This is a genomic window from Mycobacterium asiaticum (assembly GCF_001668675.1).
GTDB lineage: Bacteria > Actinomycetota > Actinomycetes > Mycobacteriales > Mycobacteriaceae > Mycobacterium > Mycobacterium asiaticum_D.
The window spans coordinates 16,312-42,050 of record NZ_LZKQ01000308.1 but is presented as its reverse complement, the minus strand read 5'-3'; the positions used below and the strand labels follow the sequence as shown (position 1 = coordinate 42,050).

At 68.0% G+C, this 25,739-nt stretch carries 23 protein-coding genes, 2 pseudogenes and 1 riboswitch; of the genes and pseudogenes, 15 read left to right on the top strand and 10 right to left on the bottom strand.

Going from position 1 to position 25,739, the window contains the following annotated elements; genetic code table 11:
• Positions 1-48 precede the first annotated feature (48 nt).
• Positions 49-2,685 carry a serine/threonine-protein kinase PknD gene (locus tag A9X01_RS25760; protein WP_081282635.1) on the bottom strand — a complete coding sequence of 879 codons (2,637 nt, stop codon included), beginning with the start codon at positions 2,683-2,685 and terminating at the stop codon, positions 49-51.
• 63 nt (positions 2,686-2,748) lie between these two features.
• Here A9X01_RS25760 and A9X01_RS25755 point away from each other — a divergent pair, with 63 nt between their 5' ends.
• Complete coding sequence (locus tag A9X01_RS25755; protein ID WP_065123418.1) at positions 2,749-3,609, top strand: SCO6745 family protein; 861 nt, start codon at positions 2,749-2,751, stop codon at positions 3,607-3,609.
• Here A9X01_RS25755 and A9X01_RS25750 read toward each other — a convergent pair.
• Entirely contained in the window at positions 3,530-4,066 is a 537-nt protein-coding gene (locus A9X01_RS25750; protein WP_065123417.1) for a condensation domain-containing protein, read from the bottom strand. The two genes, A9X01_RS25755 and A9X01_RS25750, sit on opposite strands and share 80 nt — an antisense overlap.
• 71 nt (positions 4,067-4,137) lie before the next feature.
• Here A9X01_RS25750 and A9X01_RS25745 point away from each other — a divergent pair.
• Together A9X01_RS25745 and A9X01_RS25740 are read left to right on the top strand one after the other, a co-directional pair.
• Positions 4,138-4,776, top strand: a pseudogene (locus tag A9X01_RS25745) (carboxymuconolactone decarboxylase family protein); the annotation flags it as partial.
• 9 nt (positions 4,777-4,785) lie between these two features.
• Positions 4,786-6,177 carry a PE family protein gene (locus A9X01_RS25740; RefSeq protein WP_065123415.1) on the top strand — a complete coding sequence of 464 codons (1,392 nt, stop codon included), beginning with the start codon at positions 4,786-4,788 and terminating at the stop codon, positions 6,175-6,177.
• A gap of 4 nt (positions 6,178-6,181) precedes the next feature.
• Here the strand turns inward: A9X01_RS25740 and A9X01_RS25735 are convergent, their stop codons facing one another.
• The gene (locus A9X01_RS25735) at positions 6,182-7,093 is read right to left on the bottom strand and encodes a sigma-70 family RNA polymerase sigma factor (protein WP_065123414.1); all 912 of its coding nucleotides are present in this window, start codon (positions 7,091-7,093) and stop codon (positions 6,182-6,184) included.
• Between the two features lie 32 nt (positions 7,094-7,125).
• On the opposite strand from A9X01_RS25735, the pseudogene A9X01_RS25730 reads away from it, so the two are divergent.
• Positions 7,126-8,454, top strand: a pseudogene (locus tag A9X01_RS25730) (aspartate aminotransferase family protein); the annotation flags it as partial.
• An 85-nt stretch (positions 8,455-8,539) separates the two neighbouring features.
• Here A9X01_RS25730 and A9X01_RS25725 read toward each other — a convergent pair.
• Positions 8,540-10,795 carry a VIT domain-containing protein gene (locus tag A9X01_RS25725; RefSeq protein ID WP_065123412.1) on the bottom strand — a complete coding sequence of 752 codons (2,256 nt, stop codon included), beginning with the start codon at positions 10,793-10,795 and terminating at the stop codon, positions 8,540-8,542.
• Positions 10,792-11,361 carry a MerR family transcriptional regulator gene (locus tag A9X01_RS25720; RefSeq protein ID WP_065123411.1) on the bottom strand — a complete coding sequence of 190 codons (570 nt, stop codon included), beginning with the start codon at positions 11,359-11,361 and terminating at the stop codon, positions 10,792-10,794. The genes A9X01_RS25725 and A9X01_RS25720 overlap by 4 nt, the downstream gene beginning before the upstream one ends.
• Before the next feature lie 110 nt (positions 11,362-11,471).
• On the opposite strand from A9X01_RS25720, the gene A9X01_RS25715 reads away from it, so the two are divergent.
• The 6 genes from A9X01_RS25715 (at position 11,472) to A9X01_RS25690 (ending at position 16,610) form a co-directional block, all read left to right on the top strand.
• Positions 11,472-12,134: a hypothetical protein gene (locus A9X01_RS25715; protein WP_065123431.1), complete on the top strand. Its 663-nt coding sequence runs from the start codon at positions 11,472-11,474 to the stop codon at positions 12,132-12,134.
• Positions 12,135-12,206: 72 nt separating this feature from the next.
• A complete protein-coding gene (dacB1, locus tag A9X01_RS25710; protein ID WP_065123410.1) occupies positions 12,207-13,454 on the top strand; it encodes a D-alanyl-D-alanine carboxypeptidase DacB1 in 1,248 nt (415 codons plus the stop codon).
• 21 nt (positions 13,455-13,475) lie between these two features.
• Positions 13,476-13,799: a hypothetical protein gene (locus A9X01_RS31645; RefSeq protein ID WP_065123409.1), complete on the top strand. Its 324-nt coding sequence runs from the start codon at positions 13,476-13,478 to the stop codon at positions 13,797-13,799.
• Positions 13,796-15,172, top strand: coding sequence for a sugar porter family MFS transporter (locus A9X01_RS25700; protein ID WP_065123408.1), 1,377 nt, complete (start codon positions 13,796-13,798; stop codon positions 15,170-15,172). The genes A9X01_RS31645 and A9X01_RS25700 overlap by 4 nt, the downstream gene beginning before the upstream one ends.
• Positions 15,169-16,296, top strand: coding sequence for an N-acetylglucosamine-6-phosphate deacetylase (gene nagA / locus A9X01_RS25695; protein ID WP_065123407.1), 1,128 nt, complete (start codon positions 15,169-15,171; stop codon positions 16,294-16,296). Before A9X01_RS25700 ends, nagA begins: the two co-directional genes overlap by 4 nt.
• Positions 16,296-16,610, top strand: a complete 315-nt coding sequence (locus A9X01_RS25690) for a DMT family transporter (RefSeq protein WP_065123406.1) — start codon at positions 16,296-16,298, stop codon at positions 16,608-16,610. Before nagA ends, A9X01_RS25690 begins: the two co-directional genes overlap by 1 nt.
• Here the strand turns inward: A9X01_RS25690 and yhjD (A9X01_RS25685) are convergent.
• Genes yhjD (A9X01_RS25685) through trpS form a run of 3 tightly spaced genes read right to left on the bottom strand, consistent with a single transcriptional unit; the run spans position 16,607 to position 19,558 of the window.
• The gene (gene yhjD / locus A9X01_RS25685; protein ID WP_065123405.1) at positions 16,607-17,653 is read right to left on the bottom strand and encodes an inner membrane protein YhjD; all 1,047 of its coding nucleotides are present in this window, start codon (positions 17,651-17,653) and stop codon (positions 16,607-16,609) included. The genes A9X01_RS25690 and yhjD (A9X01_RS25685) overlap by 4 nt on opposite strands.
• Positions 17,650-18,516 (bottom strand): inner membrane protein YhjD, encoded by an 867-nt coding sequence (yhjD, locus tag A9X01_RS25680; protein WP_065123430.1) that lies wholly within the window; start codon positions 18,514-18,516, stop codon positions 17,650-17,652. The genes yhjD (A9X01_RS25685) and yhjD (A9X01_RS25680) overlap by 4 nt, the downstream gene beginning before the upstream one ends.
• A 22-nt stretch (positions 18,517-18,538) precedes the next feature.
• The gene (gene trpS, locus A9X01_RS25675) at positions 18,539-19,558 is read right to left on the bottom strand and encodes a tryptophan--tRNA ligase (protein ID WP_065123429.1); all 1,020 of its coding nucleotides are present in this window, start codon (positions 19,556-19,558) and stop codon (positions 18,539-18,541) included.
• A 171-nt stretch (positions 19,559-19,729) separates the two neighbouring features.
• On the opposite strand from trpS, the gene A9X01_RS25670 reads away from it, so the two are divergent.
• The 4 genes from A9X01_RS25670 to A9X01_RS25655 all read left to right on the top strand — a co-directional run bounded on the left by A9X01_RS25670 (position 19,730) and on the right by A9X01_RS25655 (position 24,045).
• Positions 19,730-20,536 (top strand): alpha/beta fold hydrolase, encoded by an 807-nt coding sequence (locus tag A9X01_RS25670; RefSeq protein ID WP_065123428.1) that lies wholly within the window; start codon positions 19,730-19,732, stop codon positions 20,534-20,536.
• A gap of 41 nt (positions 20,537-20,577) precedes the next feature.
• Positions 20,578-20,696, top strand: a riboswitch (SAM riboswitch).
• A 123-nt stretch (positions 20,697-20,819) separates the two neighbouring features.
• Positions 20,820-22,172: a bifunctional o-acetylhomoserine/o-acetylserine sulfhydrylase gene (locus A9X01_RS25665; RefSeq protein ID WP_065123404.1), complete on the top strand. Its 1,353-nt coding sequence runs from the start codon at positions 20,820-20,822 to the stop codon at positions 22,170-22,172.
• An 11-nt stretch (positions 22,173-22,183) separates the two neighbouring features.
• Complete coding sequence (metX, locus tag A9X01_RS25660) at positions 22,184-23,317, top strand: homoserine O-acetyltransferase MetX (protein ID WP_065123403.1); 1,134 nt, start codon at positions 22,184-22,186, stop codon at positions 23,315-23,317.
• Complete coding sequence (locus A9X01_RS25655) at positions 23,314-24,045, top strand: class I SAM-dependent methyltransferase (RefSeq protein WP_065123427.1); 732 nt, start codon at positions 23,314-23,316, stop codon at positions 24,043-24,045. Before metX ends, A9X01_RS25655 begins: the two co-directional genes overlap by 4 nt.
• 4 nt (positions 24,046-24,049) lie before the next feature.
• Here the strand turns inward: A9X01_RS25655 and A9X01_RS25650 are convergent, their stop codons facing one another.
• Together A9X01_RS25650 and A9X01_RS25645 are read right to left on the bottom strand one after the other, a co-directional pair.
• The gene (locus A9X01_RS25650; RefSeq protein WP_065123402.1) at positions 24,050-24,625 is read right to left on the bottom strand and encodes a carboxymuconolactone decarboxylase family protein; all 576 of its coding nucleotides are present in this window, start codon (positions 24,623-24,625) and stop codon (positions 24,050-24,052) included.
• Complete coding sequence (locus A9X01_RS25645) at positions 24,622-24,933, bottom strand: carboxymuconolactone decarboxylase family protein (protein WP_065123401.1); 312 nt, start codon at positions 24,931-24,933, stop codon at positions 24,622-24,624. The genes A9X01_RS25650 and A9X01_RS25645 overlap by 4 nt, the downstream gene beginning before the upstream one ends.
• Before the next feature lie 197 nt (positions 24,934-25,130).
• Here A9X01_RS25645 and A9X01_RS25640 point away from each other — a divergent pair, with 197 nt between their 5' ends.
• On the top strand, positions 25,131-25,715 hold the full coding sequence (locus A9X01_RS25640; RefSeq protein WP_065123400.1) for a PE family protein: 585 nt from the start codon (positions 25,131-25,133) through the stop codon (positions 25,713-25,715).
• Positions 25,716-25,739: the final 24 nt, after the last annotated feature.

Sequence of the window (25,739 nt, the reverse complement as noted above, 5' to 3'; positions counted from 1 at the left end):
GCCCCCAATTTCCTTGCGAAATGGGGGCTTTAGCGTCTGCTCGCGCAACTAACTGGGCGGCAACTTCAGCACCCGGTTGTTCCCGCTGTCGACGACGTACACGTTGCCGGCGGCGTCGACCGCGATCCCTTGCGGATTCTTCAATCCCTGGAAGGGCAGCGGGTCCGAGGTGTTCGATGCCTTGACCAGCTTCACGACCTTGTTCGCGTGGCCGTCTGACACATACAGGTCATCGCCTTCACCGACGGTCATGAAGTCGGGCCGGTCGACCGCATAGGGCAGCACGGTCGCGACGATCGCGGTCGGCGGCAGCCGCAGGATCCTTTCGTTGTCCCGATCGACGACAAACAGGACACCGTCTTTGTCCACCACCACCGCCGACGGATGCTCCAAACCGGTGAAGGGCAGCTCGGTTTGACCCGTCGGCTGCAGCGTCAGTACCCGGTTGTGCAGCGAGTCGGCCACGTAATAGATCCGGTCGGCTCCGCGTGCGTAGACCGCAATACCGGTGGGCTCGGTCAGGTCGGTGAACGGGAGAACGGTGGGACTGGTCGAACCCGCCGGCAACTCGAGGACCCGACTGTTGGCAGCTTCGGCGACCACCATGTCCCCCTGGCCGTCAACCGCGATGGCGGTCGGATGGTTCAGATCCGTGAACGGTGCGACGGTCTGGTTCGTCGCGCCCGCCGCCAGCTGCACCACCCGGTTGTGGCCGCTGTCGGTGACATAGACGGTGCCGTTGGCGTCCACCGCAACGCCCACCGGCCCGTCCAGGCCCTGGAACGGCAGGACCGTTTGCGCCGAGTCCGGTGCCGAACGAAAAGGGTTGTCCAGCAACATGATTGCGGTGACAGCAAGGGCGACGGTCACGACGGCGGCCAGGCCCAGGACGAGCGGCCGCCGACTTCTGCGCGGGGACTCGACCGGTGCCAGCACCGCGGCGTCCTGTGTCGAGTCGGCGGGACCGGTGCCGGGTGTGGGCTTGGCGTGCCTGGGTCCGGCAGCGGTCAGTGCCGCGCGCGCGGCCGCCGCCAGTTCGCTGGCCGACTGGTACCGGTCATCGGGATTCTTCGCCATGCCGCGCGCGATCACCTCGTCGAACTTGACCGGGATTGCAGGCTGCGCCTCGCTCGGCCGCGGCGGCTCGTCACGTAGGTGAGCGACGGCCAATCCCTCAATACCGCCGCCGCTGAACGGCAGCTTGGCGGTCAGGCATTCGTACAGCACACAGGCCAGCGAGTAGACGTCGGCGCGAGCGTCGGCGGTCCCTTCGCCGGTGAAGCGCTCCGGAGCCATGTACCCCGGAGTTCCCGGAGTCACGTTGGTGAGCGTCAGGCGAGCGGCCGAGGCTTCATGCACGAGGCCGAAATCGATCAGATAGACGAAGTCGTCACCGACCATCAGGATGTTCGACGGCTTCACATCCCGGTGCACCAGCTCCGCGCGGTGCGCCGTGTCCAGCGCCGCGGCAACCTGTTCGATCACCCGCACCGCCTTGGCGGGGCTCATCGGCCCTTCCCGCTGGAGCACGGTGTGCACATCGACGCCGTCGACCACCGGCATCACCAGATAGAGCCGCCCGTCGATCTCGCCGGCCTCGTAGATCGGGATGATGTTCGGGCTGCTGAGCCGGCCGGCGGCGTACGCCTCGCGGCGGAATCGCTCTTGATAACCCGGCTCGGTGGCCAGTTCCGGCCGCAACACCTTGACTGCCACGTCGCGCCCCAGGGCGGTGTCGTGAGCGCGGTACACCGAACCCATTCCGCCCGAACCCAGCATTTCGAACAGTCGATAGCGGCCGAATTCCACCTCACTGAGCGAGCCCGCCGGTGCAATTGTGTTGGAGGCGAGCGCATTTCGCGCAGCGCCGGCCAATTCGCGGGACGATTGGTAGCGCTCGTCGGGATTTGTGGCCATGCCGCGCGCAATCACCTCGTCGAATCCGACCGGGACTGCCGGATTGACCTCGGTCGGTTTCGGCGGTCCATCTTCCAGGCGGGCGGCGACCACCTGCTCGAGGCTGTCACCTGCCACCGGCGGGCGCCCGGTGAGGCATTCGTAGAGCACCGCGGCCAGCGCGTAGGTATCCGCGCGGACGTCCGGGGGTTCGGACTTGATGCGCTCCGGCGCCAGGTACGCCCAACTCTGCCTCGCGTCGTCGTCGACCTGGTCCACAGCCGGCGTCTGGGAGGCGACCCCGAAATCGATCAGGTACACGAATTCGCCGCCGACCACGAACAGGTTCGACGGCTTCACATCGGCGTGCACCAGCCCTGCCGAGTGCATGGCGTCCAACGCCGCGGCGGCCTGCTCGATCACCCGCACCGCCAGCGTCGGGTGCATCGCTCCGTCACGGCGCAGCAGACTGCCCGCGTCCAGACCGTCCAACAGCGGCATCACCAGGTAGCGCTGACCCTCGATTTCGCCGGCCTCGTAGATCGGGATGATGTTGGGATTGTTCAGTTGGGCCGCGATGGACGCCTCATGGCGAAATTGCTCGTCAGACTGCGCCTCGCCGGCCTGCTCGGTCGGAAGCACCTTGATGGCGACTTCGCGCGTCATCATCGTGTCCCGGGCGCGATACACGGTCCCCAACCCGCCCCATCGAAGCACTTCGAGCAGCCGGTAGCGGCCGAAAATCTCCCCGTCCACGCCCGTTTCCAGCGAAGCCTCCTCCGAGCTCATGAGTGGTGCCTGATGCTACCAACGCGACTTTGCGTTTGGGCCGCCGTCGGCAAAGCTGCAAGCATGCAACGCACACCCGATCTGGCCCGGCGGTTCTACGACCGGTTTGAGCCGATTCACGCCCTGACGTATTTCGCCCCCGAAGCGCGTTCGGCGCTGGACGGTCTCGGGTACCGCGGCTTCTGGATGGGCTATTTCGCCGCCCGCTCGGCTCCCCTCGGCGCGGTGCCGCCGCAAGTGGTGACCGCGGTGTTTTACAACTTCGCGCCCGCCCGGGTGGCCAAGGCGCTGCCGGCGGCCTGGGACATCGCCGGGCCGGAGCTCGCACTGCGGGCCCGGCAGGATTCGGCGGTCGCCGCACTACGCCGCTGCGGCGTCACCGATGACGAAAATGTCCGCACCGCAGCACAATTGGCATTGCGCGCGGCGCATCAGACACCGGTGGACGGTCGGGCGTTGTTCGCGGCCAACCTCGCCCTGCCCGATCCGTCGGACCCGGTGGCCGCGTTATGGCATGCGACGACGTTGTTGCGGGAGCATCGCGGCGACGGACACATCGCGGTGCTGGCAGCCGCGGGCATCACCGGGCGCGAGTCGAACGTGTTCCACACCGTGTCCAGCGCGCTGCCCGCCGAATACATGAAGACCACGCGGCATTACGACGACAACGAATGGTCGGATTGCGCGCGGCGCCTCGCCGACCGCGGTCTGCTGGCCGACGACGGATCACTGACCTCGACCGGACGTGAACTCAAGGACCACATCGAGACGACCACCGACGCGCTGGCGTTGCGGGCGTTCGACCGACTCGACGACGACGAGCTGCAGACGTTGTTCGGCGCGCTCACGCCGATAGCGCGACAGGTGATCGGCGGCGGCGACTTGCCCGCCACCACGCCCATGAGTGTGCGCCGCGACTTCTAGCCCGATAGCTGGCATCGGGGGCCAGCACGCCACCGTTGTAGGCCGACATCACGCTGTGCACCACGTTGCTCCACAGCGTGGCGTCGGCGCACAGGTGGCTGGCGGTGAGCACCAGGCGCTCCGGGACGCCGGGAAGCAGCGACACCGCGAACAACCGGCCAGTGCGCATGTCGAAGCTCCCGCGGTGCCGGGCGATCACCTCGGGCACGGTGACTCCGGGGGGCTCGACCGCCCAGCTCCAGTCGCCGCCGGGGCGTGACAGCCAACGGTCCCGACTCGGTTCGAACACCGCACCCAAGTTGGGGTGGGCTTCGAAGACGGCGTCGATTGCGGCACGGACTCCGGTCTGGTCCAGGCGCGAGTCGGCGACCAGGACCTCCTCGTGCGTGCTGTCCTCGAGGTCGTTGACCATCGGAATCTCGGAATAGGTCCAGTAAGAAGATGTTCCCTGCTCCACCGAGCCAGGCTCGGACGCAGCGCTTGAAAGATTCTTGAAGGATTCTTGGAAAGGGCCGGTGACCTGGGCTGTCACGTGTGGGCGGGCTACCTCGTCTGACTGGTATGACACAAAAAACCCGTATCGAGCCCCTGCCCCCCAAGCGCGCCGGCCTGCTGATCCGCGCCATGTACCGCGTCGCCAAGCGGCGCTTCGGTGAGGTCCCGGAACCGTTCAGCGTCGCCGCGCACCACCCACGGCTGCTGATGGCCAACGCCGTGCACGAGACGATGCTGCAGAGCGCGTCGCGCACACTGCCGGCCAGTGTGCGGGAGCTGGCGGTGTTCTGGACGGCGCGCACCATCGGCTGCTCGTGGTGCGTCGACTTCGGTTCCATGCTGCAGCGACTGGACGGCCTGGACATCGAGCGCCTCAAGGACATCGACAACTACGCCACCTCACCGGCCTTCACCGACGACGAGCGCGCCGCGATCGCCTACGCCGACGCCATGACCACCGACCCGCACTCGGTGACCGACGAGCAGGTCGAAGACCTGCGCGCCCGGTTCGGCGAGGCCGGCGTCATCGAGCTGAGCTATCAGATCGGCATCGAAAACATGCGGGCCCGGATGTATTCGGCGCTGGGCATCACCGAGCAGGGTTTCAACTCCGGGGACGCCTGCCGGGTGCCGTGGGCCGATTCGGGGACCAACTCCGTTTCAGCTGGCTAACATGCGGTGATGTCGTCGTACCTGACCGCAGTGCCCGAAGCGCTTGCCGCGGCGTCGGCAGACCTGGGCGGCGTCGGGCAGGTGATCAGTGACGCCGCCACGACGGCGGCGCCGTCCACCACCCGTATTCTCGCGGCGGCCGGCGACGAGGTCTCGGTCGCCGTCGCGAGTCTGTTCGGCGGCTATGCGGACGAGTTTCAGGCGCTGATCGCGCGGACGGCCCTCTTTCACGCCGAGTTCGAGCGTGCCTTGGGCGCGGCCGCGACAGCGTATGCGACGGCCGAAGCGGCGAGTGTGCCTGCGCTGCAGACGCTGTTGCAGCAGGTTGAGAACTTCCGGCGGCCGCTGTTCGGCGGCACCGGGGCCGCGACGCTGGGCGCCGTGCTCAACTGGGCCAGCGACACCGTGGGCCTGGGCGGGGTGCTCAACTTTCCCTCGACGGTGGCCGTCGCCGGCACCGACGGCGTGACCGGGGTCAGGATCGGATTCTCCTTCCTGCAGATCCCGGTCGGCCCGAGTTCGTTCCTGGGCTTGACGATTCCGCAGTTCAGCTATCCCGCTCCGACGCTGTGGTACTTCCCGACGCAGGCGAGTGGGGCGGTGGATGCCGCCGGCACCGTTTATCTGCAGCACGGGTTCGCCGCGATCGGCTGGTTCTACCAGCCGCTGGCCATCGAATTGGCCGGCCAGACCAACAGCGTCGTGCTCACCCCCACCATCCCGTCGGTGCCGCTGCCGTTCGGGGTGTGGCTGAGCAGCCCGCAGATGCAGCAGGGTGTGGGCTCGCTGTTCCTGGGCGATCAGGCGGCGCTGAACACCGCCGCCCGCTGGGCCGGTTTGGCGGGCACGCTGCCGCAGGACTTCGTGCTGACCGGCCACTCCGCCGGCGGTGGCCTGGCGACGATGGCGGCCAGCAGTTACGTGACGAACCTCGGGGCCGGCACCAATCATCTGCTCGGCGTGGTGATGTTCGACGGGGTCGCCAACAATGCCGCGGCCTTCGGATCCGCGGTGGCGAACCTGCAGGCGGCGAGCATCCCGCTTTATGCGGTCGTGGCACCGCCGCAACCGTGGAATGCGTTCGGCGCCACCACAACTCAACTCGCCGCTTTGTACCCGAACCAGTTCTCCGGCGTCGAGATCGTCGGCGGCTCGCATGTGGACTCCATGCTTGGCGGGAGCCCGCTCGTCGACCTCGCCGCCCAGCTGTTGACCGGGTTCTCGCCGCCGGGCGCGACCGCGGCGGTGTACACCCTGGCCACCGGCTGGATCAACGACTTCTATGCCGGCGGCACTCCGGCCGACCCGATGTTCGGCATCTACGGACCCACCGGGCCGTACGAATCGCCGGGCGGCCAGTTGATCACTTTGGGGCCGGCGACCGGGATCGTGCTGCCGTAGTCCGTTAGTCGGATTGCCGCAGCGGCGAACCGGTGAACTTGTCCGGGTTGGCGATGTCCCAGAGCGCCACGACCTTTCCGTCGCGCACCGTCATCGCGGTGATCCGCGGCGCCATCTCCCGGCGGCCCTCGGCGGCCGGGACACCCTTTGTGTACGAACCGAGTTCGCCGTTGACCAACGCCAGTTGGTGCTCGGTGTAGAAAGCGTCGCCGTAGCGGTTGGCCAGGCCGAGCATGAACCGGACCACCTTGTCCACCCCGTGGATGACATTAACCGCCGTCGACGTCCGGCCGTTCGCATCGCCGGTGAAGGTGACGTCGGGATGCAGCAGCGACACGATGGTCTCGATGTCGCCGGCCGCCATGGCCGCCATCAACCGGCCGACCACCTCCGCGTGGCTGGGGTCGGGCTCGGGTGGCGGGGCGGCGGCAACCGCCTTGCGGGCCCGCGACGCCAACTGCCGGGCGGATGGCTCGCTCGTGCCCAGCACGTCGGCGACTTCGGCGAACGGCATCGAAAACCCGTCGTGCAGCACAAACGCCACCCGCTGATCGGGGCTGAGCCGTTCCAGCACCACCATGGCCGCGAACCGGGCGTCCTCAGCCGCCACCACGGCCGACAGCGGATCGGCCGGTGAATCCGAGAAGGGCGTCACCACCGGCTCGGGCAACCAGTTGCCGGTGTAGGACTCGCGCCGGTGCGCCGCCGACCGCAGCCGGTCCAAACCGAGCCGGCTCACCACCGTGGTCAGCCACGCCTGCAGGTTGTCGATCGCGGTGTCCTGAGTGGACCAACGCAGCCATGCGTCCTGGACGATGTCTTCCGCGTCGGCCACCGTGCCGGTCAGCCGGTAGGCGACCGACATGAGATGTGGCCGCAGCGCCTCGAACTCGGAGACCTGTTGGGCTACCGCCATGTTCTGAGCGTAACGCTAGGCTCGCGATCACTATGTCCAGAAATCTTTGGCTGCACTTCGCCCAGCACGGCAACGGCATCACGCCGCCCGTCATCACCCGTGGCGAAGGGGTCACCATCTTCGACGACCGCGGCAAGAGTTACCTCGACGCGCTGTCGGGTCTGTTCGTCGTGCAGGTCGGCTACGGCCGCGCCGAACTCGCCGAGGCCGCCGCGCGCCAAGCCGAAAAACTGGCTTTCTTCCCGCTGTGGGGCAACACCACCCCGCCGGCCATCGAATTGTCCGAGCGCCTTGCCGGCTATGCGCCGGGCGACCTGAACCGGGTCTTCTTCACCAACGGCGGCACCGAAGCCGTCGAAACCGCGTGGAAGGTGGCCAAGCAGTACTACAAGCTCGTCGGCAAACCCAATAAGTACAAGGTGATTTCGCGCGCCATCGCCTATCACGGCACCACCCAGGGCGCGTTGTCGATCACTGGCCTACCGAAGTACAAGGAAGCGTTCGAGCCGCTGGCCCCAGGCGGTTTCCGGGTGCCCAACACCAATTTTTATCGCGCGCCCGAACCGTTCGACACCGACGCCAAGATGTTCGGCCGGTGGGCCGCCGACCGCATCGCCGAGGCCATCGAGTTCGAGGGGCCCGACACCGTCGCCGCCGTCTTCCTGGAGCCGGTGCAGAACGCCGGTGGCTCCTACCCGCCGCCGCCGGGCTATTTCGAGCGGGTCCGCGAGATCTGCGACGCCTACGACGTGCTGCTGGTTTCCGACGAGGTGATCTGCGCGTTCGGCCGGATCGGTTCGATGTTCGCCTGCGACGATTTCGGCTACCGGCCCGACATGATCACCTGCGCCAAGGGCATGACATCGGGCTACTCCCCGTTGGGCGCAATGATCGCCAGCGACAAGGTCTTTGAGCCATTCAACGACGGCAAGACGACATTCCGGCACGGCTACACCTTCGGCGGCCACCCGGTGTCGGCGGCGGTGGCGCTGGCGAACCTGGACATCTTCGAACGCGAGGGCCTCAACGACCACGTCAAGAAGCAGTCCCCGACCCTGCGCGCCACCCTGGAAAGGCTCTACGACCTACCGATCGTCGGCGACGTTCGCGGCGAGGGATTCTTCTTCGGCATCGAGCTGGTCAAAGACCAGGCCACCAAGCAGAAGTTCGCCGACGACGAGCGTGCCGCGCTGCTCAAGCGGGTCGGCGCGGCACTGTTCGAAGCCGGGCTGTATTGCCGTACCGACGACCGCGGCGACACCGTCATCCAGATTGCCCCGCCGTTGATCAGCGGTCCCGCAGAGTTCGATGCCATCGAGTCGATCCTGCGCGGCGTGCTCAGCGACATCGGCCTGGATTGAGGCGCGCCGATGCGCGAGCGTGCACAGATGCGCGGCGACACGCCGCTGTAACCGGCAATCTGCGCACGTTCACGCACGGAAGGAATTACGTCCAGAAGCGCCGCTTGCTGGCCGGCCTGGCGTGCAACGCCAACGCCCGCTTGACCGCGTCGACCGCAACCAGCAGCTGGCGCCCCTGTGGTCCCGTCGGGTGCTCCAGGAACCGCGCCAGCGCCGCGCACAACTGGTCGAGTGCCGCGCGCAGTTCCCGATCCGACTCGTTGCCGCGGTGCTGCTTCAGTTCGGACAGCACCGTGTCGAGTCCGGAACGACGGACCTGCGCGCTCTTCTCCACCATCTTGAGCAGCTTGTCCAGCGGCCGCAGCGTCGCCGGCTTCGCACCGGCCGGCGGCGGGGCGGCGGCCATGGCGGCGGGTGCGGGCATCACCATGCCGAAGCCCGGCGTGGATACCTTTGCCGCCCGCACGAACCCCACGGTCGTCGCCCATCCCGACGGCTCCTCGACGGGCTGGATCACCTCGGTCAGCGGGCCGGCGTCGGTGCGTTCCGGGTCGACGGCCACGAACGCGGTGAACCGGGACAGCACCCCGAACCGGACGGAATGCGCGACGATCCGTTCGGCCAACTCCTCGTCCGCGCCGTACGACGCGTAGTCGTCCTCCAGGTCACGGACCACCGATCGCGCCCAAATTGTCTGCACCGCAACGGCTTCCGGGGCCACTCGGGCGGGCAGCGTCACCGCGGCCGAGTCGCCCACCACCTTTAGCGTCGCGGCACCGGCGCCCCGGTAGCGCCCGGAAACCACCCACGGCACACCAGCGAAGGCGTCGGGCAACGGGCCGGGCGTGAGGGTGCCGTCGATGATGTCGATCCCCTCGGCGGTTACCCGCAATCCGGTCAGCGCCGGGCGCCCGATGGTCCGCGCCAGCCGCGCCATCGCATCGTCCAGGCGCTCCTCGGACTCGACGAGTTCGGAGCGGCCGCGGCCCAGCTTCGCCAGCCGGTCGAGGAAGCCGGCGTTGACCGCGCGGTCGATTCCCACGCAATAAATGCGCGAGTCGCCCAGGGCCGGTGCCAGCGTCCCCAGCAGCTGGTCTTCCCCGGTGATTTGCCCATCGGTCACCAACACCACACTGGCCAGCCGGTCTTCACCCGAGCCGGCAAGCAGCTCCGCCGCCTTGAACAGCGGCTGCGCCATCTCGGTCCCGCCGCGGCTTTGCAGCCCACCCAGCCACGACGCGGCCGCGAACCGGTTCCGATCGCTGGCATCGACCAAACCGGCCGGCAGCCCCGCCGGACTGTCGATGCAATCGTCGAAGGCCAGCACGCAAAACCGGTCGGCGGCATCCAGCATGTCCACGATCCGGCCCGCGGCGCGGCGGGCGGCGATCATCTTCCAGCCGTGCATCGAACCCGAGCGGTCCAGCAACACCACCACGTCGCGCGGTGCGCTGCCGGTCTCGGCGGGTGGTACCAGCGTCACCGACCAGGTGCCCTCGTCGCCCTCGGCGTCCGGGACCAACAGCGCCGACGACGACAGCTCGCCCCGGTCGATGCGGAAACGCAGCACGAAATCCCGGTCGGCCCGAGCGCCCGGCTCCACCAGCAACCGGGTCGCACCCTCGGCTTCGGACACCGCCGTGGGCAGGCTCGACCGCAGATCGGACACCGGCAGGCCGCCTCCGTCGACGGTCAGCGCGATCTGCAGATCGGGGCGCTCGTCCTCCTCGGCCAGGCGTGGCGGCGTCACCCGCGACGCGTCGGGCACCGCGTCGGTGTCGTCGGCCAGGCCGGCGCCGGTCCGGTCGCCCGGCAGAGGTTTGCCGGCCGTATAGCGCGGGGCGACCACGAGCGGGAAGCGGAACGTCGCCTCGCCGTCCTCGAAGGACAGCGGCCCCGTCAGCCGCAACTCGATGGTGGCTTCCTCGCCGGGGCCGAGGTTGCCGACTCGCACCGAGAACACGTCCGAGCGGTCCTCCTCGACGATCGCGGCACGCTGGCCGGCGAGCAGCGCCTGCTCGTAGTCGGCGCGGGCGTGACCCCGCTCCTTGAGGAGCCCGATCACGCGCCGCCCCGCCAGATCGGCGGCGAAGTCGGTCACCCCGGCGCGAGCCGGCAGGGGAAATACGTAGGTCGCCTCGATGGCGGTATCGCCGGTGTTGACGAACCGCTGTCGCACGGTGGCCGTGGCGGTCAGGCCGACCAGGGCGGCGTCGACGGTCAGCGACTTCAGGGGGAGGGATCGGCCGTCCGGTCCCGACAACTCACCGCACGTCGGGCCGCCCGCCGGCACCGGGTGTGCGGGGCCGGCGGGCAGCAGGGGTAACAACTGAGCACTCATGACGAGTCCTTTCGGGTGTGGGCGAGGAGCTCCAGCAGCGGGGCCGCGGCGTGGCGCAGGGCATCGAGGGACGGCAGCCCGTCGCCGTCGACCAGCAAGGTGACAGTGTCGGACAGCCGCACGGCCTGCAGGCTGGTGACGGCCGGCTCGGCCGCCGGCTCGGCAGCCCGGTCAGGGACCGTCCGCCAGAACGCGCCGGCGGCGCGGGCGGGCGCGGGCGTCGGTTCGGGGTCGCCCAGATCCGCCGGCATCGCCGCCTGCGGGATGGCGGCCAGTGCCGCTTCCTCCGCCGCCGTCATGCTGTCGAGCCGCTCGGCGATCTGCTCTAGCGAGAAGCCCTGGCCCTGCAGCCGTTTGATGGCGACCAGCCGGATCAGGTGCGAACGCCCGTAGGTCAACGCGCGGCCCCGGTTGCCCGGCCGGGGCAGCAGGCCCCGCGCGGTGTAGTAGCGGACCATCCGCTCGGCCGGGATGGGCTTGGCTTGCCGGTTCTCCGGCACGGCGCCGGACGACTGCACCGCGGCAGCGGCCGCGGCGGCGAACTCGGGAAGCGTCAGCAGTTTCATACTGATTGACAGTGTCACACCGTATATTGACACTGTCAAACGGACTAGGCATCTGCTTCGGTTTGCCTGCGGACCTCGAGTGGCGCACTTAGGGTCGACAGATGAATTGGATGACGTTGCTAGCAAACGCGCTCGTCCCTCTCGCGTCCGTGATTTCAAGTGCCACCGTCGCGATCTGGACCAAGCGCATCGACGCCAGGAACAAGGAGGAAGACCGCCGTCACGAACGTGTGCTCGACTTCGAGAAGCGGGCGGCCGACGACAAGAAGGCCGTGCTCAAATCGCTGATCTCAGCGACCATGTACGTCAAACGCGCGGCCCAGTACGAAGGGCGCGGGACCGCCGAGGAGATCGCCACCCAGCGGCGCGCCGAAGCCATCCGGGAGCTCTATGACTTCCGCATGCGGCTGGGCCTCGACGACGGAGTGGCCGAGCTTCTGGTCTACGCCGCGCCGCCGGTGCAAGAGCTGGTAGGTCTGCTACTCGACGAGTGGGATCGTCAGTTCCGCGAACACGGCTACTCACTGACCCAGCTGGACGCCTGCAAGCGGCAGTTGGCCCAATCCGCGGCCTGCCCCGCCCCCGCGGACGACGCGACCGTGTACTACGAGGGCGAACTCAAGTGGTCCGAGCTGCGCAGGCAGGAGACGGTGTTCCTGGACATGCTGGGCAAAGATTCCGATCTCGACCTCGACGCGCTCGTGGACCTGTGCGATCGCATCCTGGCGGCCGCACACACAGACCTGCGCGGGGGCTACGGGCTCGATTTCTGATCGGCAGTGCAGCAGACCCAACACCGCGCGGCATCCTGCGATCCCCGGTTCGATCACTTAATCTGCTGAGCGATGCTGTTTTCACGGACCTCTTTGCGCGCCGCATCATGCCTGGCCGCAGCGTTTTTGGCGGTCACCGGAGCGGGTGCGCTAGCGCTTCCTGCGGCGGTTGCCGAGCCCAGTGCCGCGGTGAATGCCGGGACCGAGAACTGCCCGTACAAGATCAACACCCCGCCCGCGGTCGACTCCTCCGAGGTACCGATGGCGGGCGACCCGCCGCTCCCCCTGGCCCTGCCCCCGTCGCCGATCGGCGGGAACGCGCTGGGCGGCTGCGGCATCATCACCGCGCCGGGCACTCCCCCGCCGCCGGGCGATGTCTCCGCCGAGGCCTGGCTGGTCGCGGACCTCGACAGCGGCGCCGTGATCGCGGCGAAGGATCCGCACGGCCGTCACCGCCCCGCCAGCATCATCAAGGTGCTGGTCGCGATGGCATCGATCAACGCGTTCAACCAGAACAAGACGGTGCCCGGCACCGACGACGACGCGGCCGCCGAAGGCACCAAGGTCGGCGTGGACGCCGGCGGCGTCTACACCATCAACCAGCTGCTGCACGGCTTGCTGATGCACTCGGGCAACGACGCGGCGCACGCGCTGGCGATGCAGCTAGGCGGCATGCAGGCGGCGCTGGAGAAGCTCAACGTGCTGGCCGCCAAACTCGGCGGACACGACACCCGGGTAGCCACACCGTCCGGGCTCGACGGGCCCGGCATGAGCACCTCGGCCTATGACATCGGGCTGTTCTACAGGTACGCCTGGCGCAACCCCGTCTTCGCCGACATCGTCGCGACCAGGACATTCGACTTCCCTGGCCACGGCGACCACCCCGGCTACGAACTGGAGAACGACAACCAGCTGCTCTACCACTACCCCGGCGCGATGGGCGGCAAGACCGGCTACACCGACGACGCCGGCCAGACTTTTGTCGGTGCGGCAAACCGCAACGGCCGACGGCTGGTTGCGGTGTTGCTGCACGGCACCCGGCAGCCGATCGCTCCGTGGGAGCAGGCGGCGCACCTGCTGGACTACGGCTTCAGCACCCCGCAGGGCACGCAGGTGGGCTCGCTCATCGAACCCGACCCATCGCTGTTGCCCAGCAATCCCAACCCGGCCAACCGGGCCCCGGAGAACAACCAGGCGGCGGGGCTGATGTCCTCGGCGGACACACTGCCGATCCGGGTGGGGGTGGCCGTCATCGGCACCGTCATCGTGTTCGGATTGATCCTGGTAGCACGGTCGATGAATACCCGTCGTGGGCATTAGCAGCCGCTAGACTCAGGCGCCATGACGGCCCTGTACGAGGACGCCAACCTCACGCTGGATGAGGAAGGCATCACCATTCGGCACTACTACTTCCCGTTTGCCACCCCCAAACGAGTCGCCTACAGCGACATCGAGGGCATCAAGAGCGAGCAGATGGGCTGGGCCAGCGGCAAGGGCCGGATCTGGGGCGCCGGTGATCCGCGCTACTGGTTCCCGCTGGACATCCACCGCGGCCGCAAAAGCACCCTCCTGGTCATCGACGTGGGCAAGCGGGTGCGGCCCTGCATCACGCCCGAGGATCCGGCAAGGGCCATCGAGGTGCTCAAAGCGAAGGTGAAGACCTGACCGGTCGGGGTTTGCTGGTCGGCCTGACCGCGGCCAGCGTCGGAATCATCTACGGCTACGACCTATCCAGCATCGCGGGCGCACTGCACGTCATCTCGCGCGACTTCGACCTCACCGACGACCACAAGGAACTCGTCACCACCATGGTGGTGATCGGCCAGATCGGCGGAGCGCTGGGCGCCGGCGTGCTGGCCAATGCAATCGGGCGACAGAAGTCGATGGTGCTGATCCTGCTCGGCTACGCGCTGTTCGCCTTGTTGGGGGCGATGTCGGTCTCGGTGCCGATGCTGCTGGCGGCGCGGCTGCTGCTGGGCGTCACGATCGGTGTGTCGGTGGTGGTGGTCCCCGTGTATGTGGCCGAATCGGCGCCCGCCGCGGTGCGGGGTTCGCTGCTGGCCGCCTACCAGCTGGCCACCGTCAGCGGCATCATCCTGGGCTACGTCGTCGGCTACCTGCTGGCCGGGTCACAGGGCTGGCGGTGGATGCTGGGACTGGCCGCCGTGCCGGCCACGCTGTTGCTGCCCCTGCTGTTACGCATGCCCGACACCGCACGTTGGTATCTGCTGAAGGGCCGCGTCGACGACGCGCGCCGCGCGCTGTTGCGCATCGAACCCGAGGCGGCGGTGGATGCGGAACTGGCCGAGATCGCCGTCGCGGTGAAAGAAGACCAGAACACCCCCGGCGGCGGCATCGCCGAGATGCTGCGACGGCCCTACCTACGCGCCACCCTGTTCGTGGTGGCACTGGGCTTCCTCATCCAGATCACCGGCATCAACGCGATAATTTATTACAGCCCACGGCTTTTCAAGGCGATGGGCTTCGAGGGTGATTTCGCGCTGCTGGCGCTTCCTGCCCTGGTTCAGGTTGCCGGCCTGGCCGCGGTGGGCACGTCGTTGTTCCTGGTGGACCGGGTGGGCCGGCGGCCGATTCTGTTGTCCGGCATCGCGATGATGATCGCCGCGGACGCCGTGCTGATCGCCGTGTTCGCCGAGGAATCCCACGCCCCGCTGCTGCTCGGATTCGGTGGGGTGCTGCTGTTCATCGTGGGGTTCAGCTTCGGGTTCGGCTCGCTGGTATGGGTGTTCGCCGGGGAGAGCTTTCCGTCCCACCTGCGTTCGGTGGGCTCCAGCGTGATGCTGACTTCCAACCTGATCGCCAACGCGATCATCGCCGGCTTCTTCCTCACCCTGCTGCAGCTGCTCGGCGGCGCAGGCGTCTTCGCGGTGTTCGGGGCTTTCGCGGTGATCGCATTTGGCGTGGTGTACCGGTTCGCGCCGGAAACCAAAGGCCGTCAGCTCGAGGACATCCGGCATTACTGGGAAAACCGCGGGCGCTGGCCAACGGAGGACGCCGAGAGCGGAAGCCGCCCATGACCCTGATCCACGCCGGCACGGTCGTGGTCGATGGCGACGTCTGCCGCCCCGGGTGGGTCGACACGCACGGCGCGCGGATCGTCGCCTGCGGTTCCGGGACGCCGACCGCATCGGCCGATGTCGAACTGCCCGATTCCGTTGTGGTTCCGGGCTTTGTCGACATGCATGTGCACGGCGGCGGCAGCGCCTCCTTCAGCGACGGCGAGGTGGAGCGCGCCGTTGCGTTTCACGCGCGGCACGGGACCACCACGATGCTGGCCAGCCTGGTCACCGCCGCGCCCGCGAAACTCATTGCCGCCGTTGGTCTGCTGGCCGATGCGACCCGGAGCGGGTTGATCGCCGGCATCCATCTGGAGGGGCCGTGGCTGAGCGTGGGGCGTTGCGGCGCGCACGACCCCGCCCAGATCCGCCCGCCGGACCCCGAAGAGGTCGACGCCGTCCTGGCCGTCGCCGATGGCACCGTGCGGATGGCCACGCTGGCCCCGGAACTGCCCGGCAGCGACGAGGCGATCCGGCGGTTCCTGGACGCCGGAGCCGTCGTCGCCGTTGGGCATACCGACGCCGACTACGAACAGACCCGGCACGCGATCGCCGCGGGCGCCACCGTCGGCACGCACCTGTTCAACGCGATGCCGCCGTTGAACCATCGCGATCCCGGGCCGGCGCTGGCCCTGTTGGCCGATCCGCGGGTGACCGTGGAACTGATCGCCGACGGGGTACACGTCCACCCGGACATGGTGCAGGGGGTGATTGCCGCGGTGGGTGCGGACCGGGTCGCGGTGGTGACTGACGCGACGGCCGCGGCAGGTTGCGGTGACGGGGAGTTCCGGCTGGGATCGGTGCCGGTGGTCGTCACCTCGGGGGTGGCCCGGGTGCGCGGTACGACCACCATCGCCGGCAGCACCGCCACCATGGACCGGGTCTTCCGCGCCGTTGCCAGCCGAGCGGGCCTGGCCGCCGCGGTCAAGACCGCCTCCGCGACCCCGGCGCGGGCGCTCAGACTCGACGGCGTGGGCACGATCCGGGCCGGATTCGCCGCCAATCTGGTTGTGCTGGATCAGGATCTGCGGGTGACGGGTGTGATGGCGAACGGGCAGTGGAGCCACGTTCCGGGGGTGCAGTGATGGCCTGGCTCGTGCTGGTGGTTTCCGGAGTCCTGGAGGCGGTGTGGGCGACCGCCCTGAGCCGGTCCGACGGCTTCACCCGTCTAGGACCGTCGGTGATCTTCGGTGTGGCCCTGCTCCTCTCGATGACCGGCCTCGCGGTAGCGATGCGCAGCCTGCCCACCGGCACCAGTTACGCGGTGTGGGTGGGCATCGGCGCCGTGCTGACGGTCTGCTACGCGATGGCGACCGGTGACGAACCCGCTTCGCTGGTCAAGATGCTGTTGATCGCCGGGATCGTCGGCTGCATCGTTGGCCTGAAGTTGGTCAGCTAGCGGTTGCGGAGCCGGGTCAGCCGCGAAAGGGTCAGCGCGCCAACGGCTCCCGCTGCCATTGCGGCCAACGTCTGGCGCGCGCTGGGGCCTTCCTGAACCTGGATGCGCGGTCGGATGATCGCCGGAGCGGGCGGGTCCACGTGACTCTCCCGCTCGTCGTCGGCGGCGGTCGCGGCCCAAGCGGTGGCGAACAACAGCAGCGACCAGGTGACGAACGCGAAGACCATCAGGCCCAGCACCGGTCCGAAGGTGGCACCGGCGGGGCTGCGCACCACGGTCTGCAGGTAGATAGACCCCAATTGCTTGAACACCTCGAACCCGACGGCCGCCATCAAGCCGGCGCGCATCGAGGTGACGAAGCTGCCCGGCTCGCGCGGCAACCGGGCGATCATCCAGGTGAACAACAGCCACGACACCAGCACCGACACGAGCACCGACACGACGCGGAAGATCTCGTCGAAGAACGAGAACTCGGGTATATGAAGCAATCTCAGCAACGCCCCCATCGGGCCGGACTGCCCGAGGGCACTCAGCGCGATGGTGACCAAGATGACCACGAACGTACCCAACATGGCCAGTAGGTCGGACAACTTGGTGCGCACGAATCCCGCCGGGTCGGCTACCTGTAACCACATCTCGCTCAACGCTTCCCGCAGGTGATACATCCAGCCCAGGCCGGCCCACGCCGCGGTCAGCAACCCGATGACCCCGACCGAGGCGCGCGCGTCGATCGCCGAGTTCATCAGATCGACAAGCTGCTGGCCCAGCTCCCCGGACACCGCCGTGCGGATGCGTGCCTCCAGCGTGCTCAACAGCTGCGGCCGGCGGGACAAGGTGTAACCGGCAACCGCGAAACCGACCATCAGCAAAGGAAATAACGCGAAGATCGTGTAGTAGGTGAGCCCGGCCGCGAAGAAGGTGCCCTTCTGCTTGCTGAAGCGTTGGTAGGCCTTGACCGCGTGGTCGAGCCAGCCGTGCCGGGCCCGCAGGCGTTGCAGGAACCCCAGGGCGGCAGCGTCGGCGTCGGTGTCGGTGTCGGTCATGAAGCTCCCGCCGTCGCGGCCCAAGCGGTACTGAACAGCACCAGCACCCAGGTGACATAGGCGAACACCAGCAGCCCGAGCAGCGGCCCGAAAGTGGCACCGGCCACGCTGCGCAGCACCACTCGCAGATACAGCGACCCCAGCAGTTTGAACAGCTCGAACCCGACGGCCGCGATCAGACCGGCCCGCATCGACGTGGCCACTCCCACCGACTCCCGCGGCAACCGGACGATCACCCAGGTGAAGACCAGCCACGAAACCAGGAACGAGATCAGCACGGAAAGCACCCGCAGCAACCAGTGGAAGACCGAAAGTTCCGGGAGGCCAAGCAGTTTGAGGGCCGCTTCCATCGGCTCCCGATGCCCCAGCGCCGAGAGTGCCATGGTGGCCAGGATTACCCCGAACGTCGCCACGACGGCGGCCAGATCGGACAGCACCGTGCGCACCAGACCCACCGAGATAACCGGGTGCCCCCAGATTCTGCCGAGTGCTTCGCGCAGCCGATACATCCACGTCTGACCCACCCAGGCCGCGAAAAGCAGTCCGATCACGCCGACGGAGGTGTGCGCCGCGACCGCCGAGTTCATCAGGCCCACCAGTTGCTGCCCCAGCTCCGGCGACACCCAGGACCGGGCGCGGTCGTCGATGGTGTCGACCAGTCCCGGCTGCCGCGACAGCGCGAAACCGCCCAGCGCGAAACAGATCATCAGCAACGGGAACAGCGCGATCAGCGTGTAGTAGGTGAGCCCGGCCGCGAAGAGATTGCCGTTGCAATCCCGGAAATGCAGGAAGGCGCGCACCGCATGATCGAACCAGTCAGCCCGGGCCCGCAGCCGGTCCAGGACTCCCGGGGTGGACGGCACGGGCTGATGATTCGCGGTCAACTTATTCCTTAAGCGGAAGGAAACCTAACCGATCGTAGACCCGCTGCACGGTTTTGCTGGCGATCTCGTTGGCGCGCTGCGCCCCGGCCGCCAGCACGGCCTCCAGTTCGCCTAGGTCGGCGGTCAGCTCGTCGACCCGCGCCTTGATCGGCCGGACGTATTCGACGACCGCTTCGGCGGTGTCTTTCTTCAGGTCGCCGTAGCCGCGCCCGGCGTACCCGTCGACCAGGGCGTCGATGCCGACGCCGGTGACCGCCGACTGGATGCTCAGCAGGTTCGACACGCCGGCCTTGGCCTCCGGGTCGTACCGGATCTCCCGTTCGCTGTCGGTGACCGCGGAGCGAATCTTCTTGGCGGATCTGGCCGGATCGTCAAGCAGGCTGATCAGCCCGGCGTCGGTGGAGGCCGACTTGCTCATCTTCGACGTCGGGTCCTGTAGGTCGTAGATCTTGGCGGTGACCTTGGGAATCAACACGTCAGGGACGACGAAGGTGTCCGGGAAGCGGCTGTTGACGCGCTGCGCGATGTCGCGGGCCAGCTCCAGGTGCTGGCGCTGGTCCTCGCCCACCGGCACCAGGTCGGTGTCGTAGGCCAGCACGTCGGCGGCCTGCAGCACCGGGTAGGTGAAGAGTCCGACGGTGGTGGAGTCGGCGCCCTGGCGCGTCGACTTGTCCTTGAACTGCGTCATCCGGGAGGCCTGGCCGAAGCCGGTGAAGCAGCCCAGTACCCAGGCCAGCTGACTGTGGGCGGGCACGTGGCTCTGCACGAAGATGGTGGCCTTGTCGGGGTCGATGCCGAGCGCCAGGTACTGCGCCGCAGTGATCAGCGTGCGGCGCCGCAGCGCGTCCGGGTCTTGCGGAATGGTGATGGCGTGCAGGTCCACCACGCAGAAGAACGCGTCATGCTCGTCCTGCAGCCCGACCCACTGGGCGACGGCGCCCAGGGCGTTGCCGAGGTGTAGCGAGTCAGAAGTGGGCTGCACACCGGAGAAAATCCGGCGGGATCCGGTAGGGGTGCTCATGATGCCACCGATCTTTTCACGGGCCCCGACCACGCGAACGTGATGCCAACGAGACTTGGTTGCGGTACCAGCGGTACCGCATTTACTGTCGAAATTATGCGAAGCCTGCGAAAGCCTTCATCGGGCGCCGCCACCCGCAAGCCCATTCACTTGGGTTCGGGCGAGCCGGTGCTGCTGCTCCACCCGTTCCTGATGTCGCAGACGGTGTGGGAGGTGGTCGCGCAGCAACTGGCCGAAACCGGCCGCTACGAGGTTTTCGCCCCGACGATGGCGGGCCACAACGGCGGCCCCCGCGCCGGCACCTACTTCCTGTCCTCCGAGGTGCTGGCCGACCACGTCGAGCGCCAAATGGACGAACTCGGCTGGGACACCGCGCACATCGTCGGCAACTCGCTGGGCGGCTGGGTCGCGTTCGAGTTGGAACGACGCGGGCGCGCGCGCAGCGTGCTGGGCATCGCCCCGGCCGGCGGCTGGACCCGGTGGAGCCCGGCCAAGTTCGAGGTGATCGGCAAGTTCATCCTGGGCATTCCGATGCTGATACTCGCCTGGCTGTTCGGTCCGCGGGTACTGCGCATACCGTTCAGCCGGCACCTGGCCACCTATGCGATCAGCGCCACCCCCGACGGGGTCAGCGAGCGCGAACTCAGCGTCATCGTCGATGACGTCGCACACTGTCCGGCCTACTTCCAGCTGCTGGTCAAGGCGTTGCTGATGCCCGGGCTGCAGCAACTCGCCGAGAACTCCGTACCCGCCCATCTGGTGGTCTGCGAAAAGGACCGGGTTGTCCCTTCGCCGCGGTTCAGCCGGCATTTCCGCACTGAACTGCCCGACGACCACCGGTTCACCACGCTCGACAACGTCGGCCATGTGCCAATGTTCGAGGCACCGGGGCGGGTCACCGAGGTGATCCTGGATTTCCTGGACGAGTGCGTGGGGGCCAGCGGCGGTAATCAGGTCAGCCAGCCACCCGCCAGTTAGGAATTGGCGGGGATCCGCCGCCATACGATAGTCTTCAAATCGGTCATGAGCGCCAGCGTCAAGCCCCGGCTTGCTGGCCGGCAACCCTCCAACCGCGGTGGGGTGCCCCGGGTGATGACCAGGTTGAGTAGCCGCACCGGCTACGCGGCAAGCGCGGGTCCGCCGTCAACCGGGCCCCTGAGCTGACAGGGAAACGTGATGTGCACTTATCAAACCCACTCGGCTCTGCAAGCTGTGCCTCTCTTCGCCTAACCGCCATTTCCCCCAGCAGAAAGCGACCAGAGTGAGCTCCGAGACCACCGACCCGACCGCGAATTGGTCTTTCGAAACCAAGCAGATCCACGCCGGGCAGCGACCGGACCCGACCACCAACGCGCGGGCGCTGCCGATCTACCAGACCACCTCGTACACCTTCGACAACGTCGCGCACGCCGCCGCCCTGTTCGGCCTCGCGGAGCCGGGCAACATCTACACCCGCATCGGTAATCCGACCACCGACGTCGTCGAGCAGCGCATCGCCGCGCTCGAGGGCGGCGTGGCCGCGTTGTTCCTGTCCTCCGGACAGGCGGCCGAGACTTACGCCATCCTGAACCTGGCCGCCGCCGGTGATCACATCGTCTCCAGCCCGCGGCTCTACGGCGGCACCTACAACCTGTTCCACTATTCGCTGGCGAAGCTGGGCATCGAGGTCAGCTTCGTCGAGGATCCCGACGACCTGGACTCCTGGCAGGCTGCGGTGCGGCCCAACACCAAGGCGTTCTTCGCCGAGACCATCTCCAACCCGCAGATCGACGTGCTGGACACGCCGGGCGTCTCCGAGGTGGCGCACCGCAATGGGGTGCCGCTGATCGTCGACAACACCATCGCCACGCCGTATCTGATCCAGCCGCTGGCCCAGGGCGCCGACATCGTGGTGCACTCGGCCACCAAATACCTGGGCGGGCACGGCTCGGCCATCGCCGGTGTCATCGTCGACGGCGGCACCTTCGACTGGACCAACGGCAAGTTCCCTGGGTTCACCACTCCCGACCCCAGCTACCACGGCGTGGTGTTCGCCGAGCTCGGGCCGCCGGCGTTCGCGCTCAAGGCCCGCGTGCAACTGCTGCGCGACCTCGGCTCGGCCGCTTCGCCGTTCAACGCGTTCCTGGTCGCCCAGGGCCTGGAGACGCTGAGCCTGCGGGTGGAGCGCCACGTCGCCAACGCCCAGCGGGTCGCGGAGTTCCTGGAGGCACGCGAGGACGTGCTTTCGGTCAACTACGCCGGGCTGCCCAGCTCGCCCTGGCATCAGCTGGCGACGAAGTTGGCCCCCAAGGGCGTCGGAGCGGTGCTGGCTTTCGAGCTCGCGGGCGGCGTGGACGCCGGCAAGGCGTTCGTCGACGCGCTGCAACTGCACAGCCACGTCGCCAACATCGGGGATGTGCGTTCGCTGGTAATCCACCCGGCCTCGACCACGCACGCCCAGCTCAGCGCCGCCGAGCAGCTCGCGACCGGCGTCACTCCCGGATTGGTACGGCTGGCCGTCGGCCTGGAGAACATCGACGACATCCTGGCCGACTTGGAGCTCGGTTTCGCCGCGGCCGGGGCGCTCGGCTCGTCGGCGGCCGGTTCCGACCCGCAGGCCGTAGCGGCGTTCTGAGAGCGGCGGACGTGACGATCTCCGACGTGCCCACACAAGCGCTGCCCGCCGAAGGTGAGGTCGGCGTCGTCGACATCGGCGCCCTGCGGCTGGAAAGCGGTGCGGTCATCGACGATGTCCACATCGCAGTTCAGCGCTGGGGCGAGTTGTCGCCGACGCGCGACAACGTGGTGATGGTGCTGCATGCGCTCACGGGTGACTCGCACATCACCGGGCCCGCCGGCCCGGGGCATCCCACGCCCGGCTGGTGGGACGGGGTGGCCGGACCCGGCGCACCGATCGACACCAACCGCTGGTGCGCGGTGGCCACCAACTCGCTCGGCGGGTGCCGCGGCTCCACCGGGCCGAGCTCGCTGGCGCGCGACGGAAAACCCTACGGCTCAAGGTTTCCGCGGATCACCATCCGCGACCAAGTCGAGGCGGACATCGCCGCGTTGGCGGCGCTGGGAATAACTCAGGTGGCCGCTGTCGTTGGCGGGTCCATGGGCGGTGCACGAGCGCTCGAGTGGATTGTCGGCCACCCCGACCGGGTGCGCGCCGGCCTGCTGCTGGCGGTGGGCGCCCGCTCCACCGGCGACCAGCTCGGCACGCAGACCACGCAGATCGCGGCGATCAAGGCCGATCCGGACTGGCAGGGCGGCGACTACTACGAAACCGGTCGGGCTCCGGACGACGGGCTGAAAATCGCGCGCCGCATCGCGCACCTGACCTACCGCGGCGAGGTCGAGCTGGACCGCCGGTTCGCCAACGAGCCGCAGCTGGGCGAGGACCCTTCGGCCGGCGGCCGCTACGCCGTGCAGAGCTATCTGGAGCATCAGGGCGACAAGCTGCTTTCGCGCTTCGACGCGGGCAGTTACGTCACCCTGACCGAGGCGCTCAACAGCCATGACGTCGGGCGCGGGCGCGGCGGCGTACACGCGGCACTGACCCGGTGCCCGGTCCCGACCGTGGTCGGCGGTATCACCTCCGACCGGCTCTACCCGCTGCGTCTGCAGGACGAGCTGGCCGAGTTGTTGCCCGGTTGCGGCGGGGTGCGGGTGGTCAAGTCCATCTGCGGCCACGACGGCTTCCTGATCGAATCCGACGCGGTGGGTGTGTTGATCCGCGAGACCCTCCAGCTGGCCGAAGGTGCGTGTTCGCGGTGACACGATCCCAGCGCGACCGTTCCCTGTCCTTCGGCGCGGCCGCGGCCGCCTACGAGCGGGGCCGGCCGACGTATCCGCCGGAAGCGATCGACTGGCTGTTGCCGTCCGGTGCCCGCGAAGTCCTCGACCTCGGCGCGGGGACCGGCAAGCTGACGACCCGCCTGGTCGAGCGCGGCTTGGACGTGGTGGCCGTGGACCCGGTTCCCGAAATGCTCGAGGTGCTCACCGCATCGCTGCCGCAGACGCGAGCGCTGCTGGGCACCGCCGAAGAGATTCCGTTGCAGGACAACAGCGTTGACGCGGTGCTGGTGGCGCAGGCGTGGCACTGGGTGGACCCGGCCCGCGCGATTCCGGAGGTGGCCCGGGTGTTGCGTCCGGGCGGCCGGCTGGGTCTGGTGTGGAACACCCGCGACGAACGGCTCGGCTGGGTGCGCGAGCTCGGCGAGATCATCGGCCGCGACGACGATCCGGTCCGCAACCGGGTGACCCTCCCCGAGCCGTTCACCGACGTGGAACGCCATCAGCTCGAGTGGACGAATTACCTTACGCCGCAGGCGCTTATCGACCTGGTGGCCTCGCGCACCTACTGCATCACCTCGCCCACCGAGGTACGCACCAAGACGCTGGACAAGGTGCGCGAGTTGCTGGCCACCCACCCGGCTCTGGCGAATGCCAATGGTCTTGCGCTGCCCTACATCACCGTGTGCGTGCGGGCCACCCTGGCCTAAAGGTCTATCGGTAGCCGCGTTTGAGCAGGTGCCTCGCGCCGGCGTCCATGGCCGCGGGTTCGGCGATCGCGAAGTCGAAGGCGTTGGCCAGCCGGTTGGTGATGTCGAAGGCCAGGCACACGGCCAGCGCATCCTCGATCTGCTCGGCCGAGACGCCGGCGTCGAGAACGGTTCGGATATCGCCGGCGTCGACACGGTGCTCCCGGGCGAGCTTGCCGAGCAGGCGCAGGGTCTCCCGCAGCGGCGCGCCGATCGGTGCTGCATCCAAATCCTCAAGTGTGGCAGCGACTTTCGCGTCGTTCTGATACCACTGTCTGGAAGTGGCGGTGTGCGCGGCGACGCAGAACGGGCAGTCGTTGGCTTGCGAGACGACGGCGGCCATCAACTCACGATCACCGACCGACCATTCCGAAGCGCCGCGCATGGCCTCGTGGGTCAGTTCGCCACCGCCGTAGAAATCGCGTCGGTAGAAGGCCAGTTTGACGGCATCGACGACCGGATGCCGCGACACCAGCCGGATCACGCCGAACAGCGCCTTGATGTGCGGCGGGTGACCCCCGTCCAGGACCTGCAGCCTCATTGGTCTGCCCCAGTGGCTTCGGCGAGTGCGGCCATAGCACCGCGGTAATGGCGGTTGGCCTGGCCGACGGCCGCGCAGACCACGATCTCGAACACCTCGTCTTCACTGAAGCCTGCGGCGCGGACCTCGGCTACATCTTCGTCAGTGACCTGGTAGGAGCGGTTAGCCACCTTGTCGACCAAGGTGCGCATCGGCTCGGTCAGTCCGGCGTTGCCGAACGCGGCGCGGCGCAGCGCGGGCGGCGCCGTTGCGTCACTGTGGAGCACGCGAGCGACGAGCTCGCTGTGCAGTCGGGTGATATCGGTCATGGTTACTCGGCCCCCTTCACTTCCATAGATTTTCGTCCCGTAGTGACGACGAATGAAGGGCCGCGATTGCGACGGCTGCCCGGTCGTGGGTCGGCCGGGCGAAATTAAGTACTTGGTTACTCAGGTCGACCTCGTCGGTCGCAGCCAAACTCAGCTCAACGCCGCGCACGATCGGCCGAGTAAGGAGGTGGGCGGACATGTCGCAGGTGATCGTGAGGCCCGAGTTGATGTCCGCGGCGGCAGCGGAGTTGGCCACCATCGGTTCCGCGATAGACGAGGCCCACCGTGCTTTGAGCCCGTCGATCCAGGCGATCGCGCCCGCGGCGGTCGACGAGGTTTCGGTCTGCATAGCGCGGCTGTTCTCCGAACATGCGCAGGAATACCGGGCGGCCGCCCAGGCGGCTGCGGCGTTCCAGGGTGACTTCGTTCAGAACCTGATCGCAGGCACGGGGTTGTATACCAACCTCGACAACGTCATGGCCGGGTTGCTGCGGGTATGGGAATCCGAGGTGAGCTATTACAGCACTGCGGGAACTGCCCTGTTCAACATGGTTGCCTGGCTTCCCATCCAGACCCTGGCCTTCGTGACGTTCCCGCTTTTCTGGCCGCTGCTGCCCCTTTTTCCGTTCTTGGCGATGCAGAATTTCGCGACGCTGTTCGCCGAGGTGCTGTTCAGGCAGCCGATCTCTTATCCATATCTGCAGAGTCCGCTCGTCACGCTCCAGCTTATTCAGGCGATGCTCACTGGGGTGGACCCGTCCGGGGGCGCCGGGATCGGCTGAAACACCTTGTGCGTGGCGTCTGAA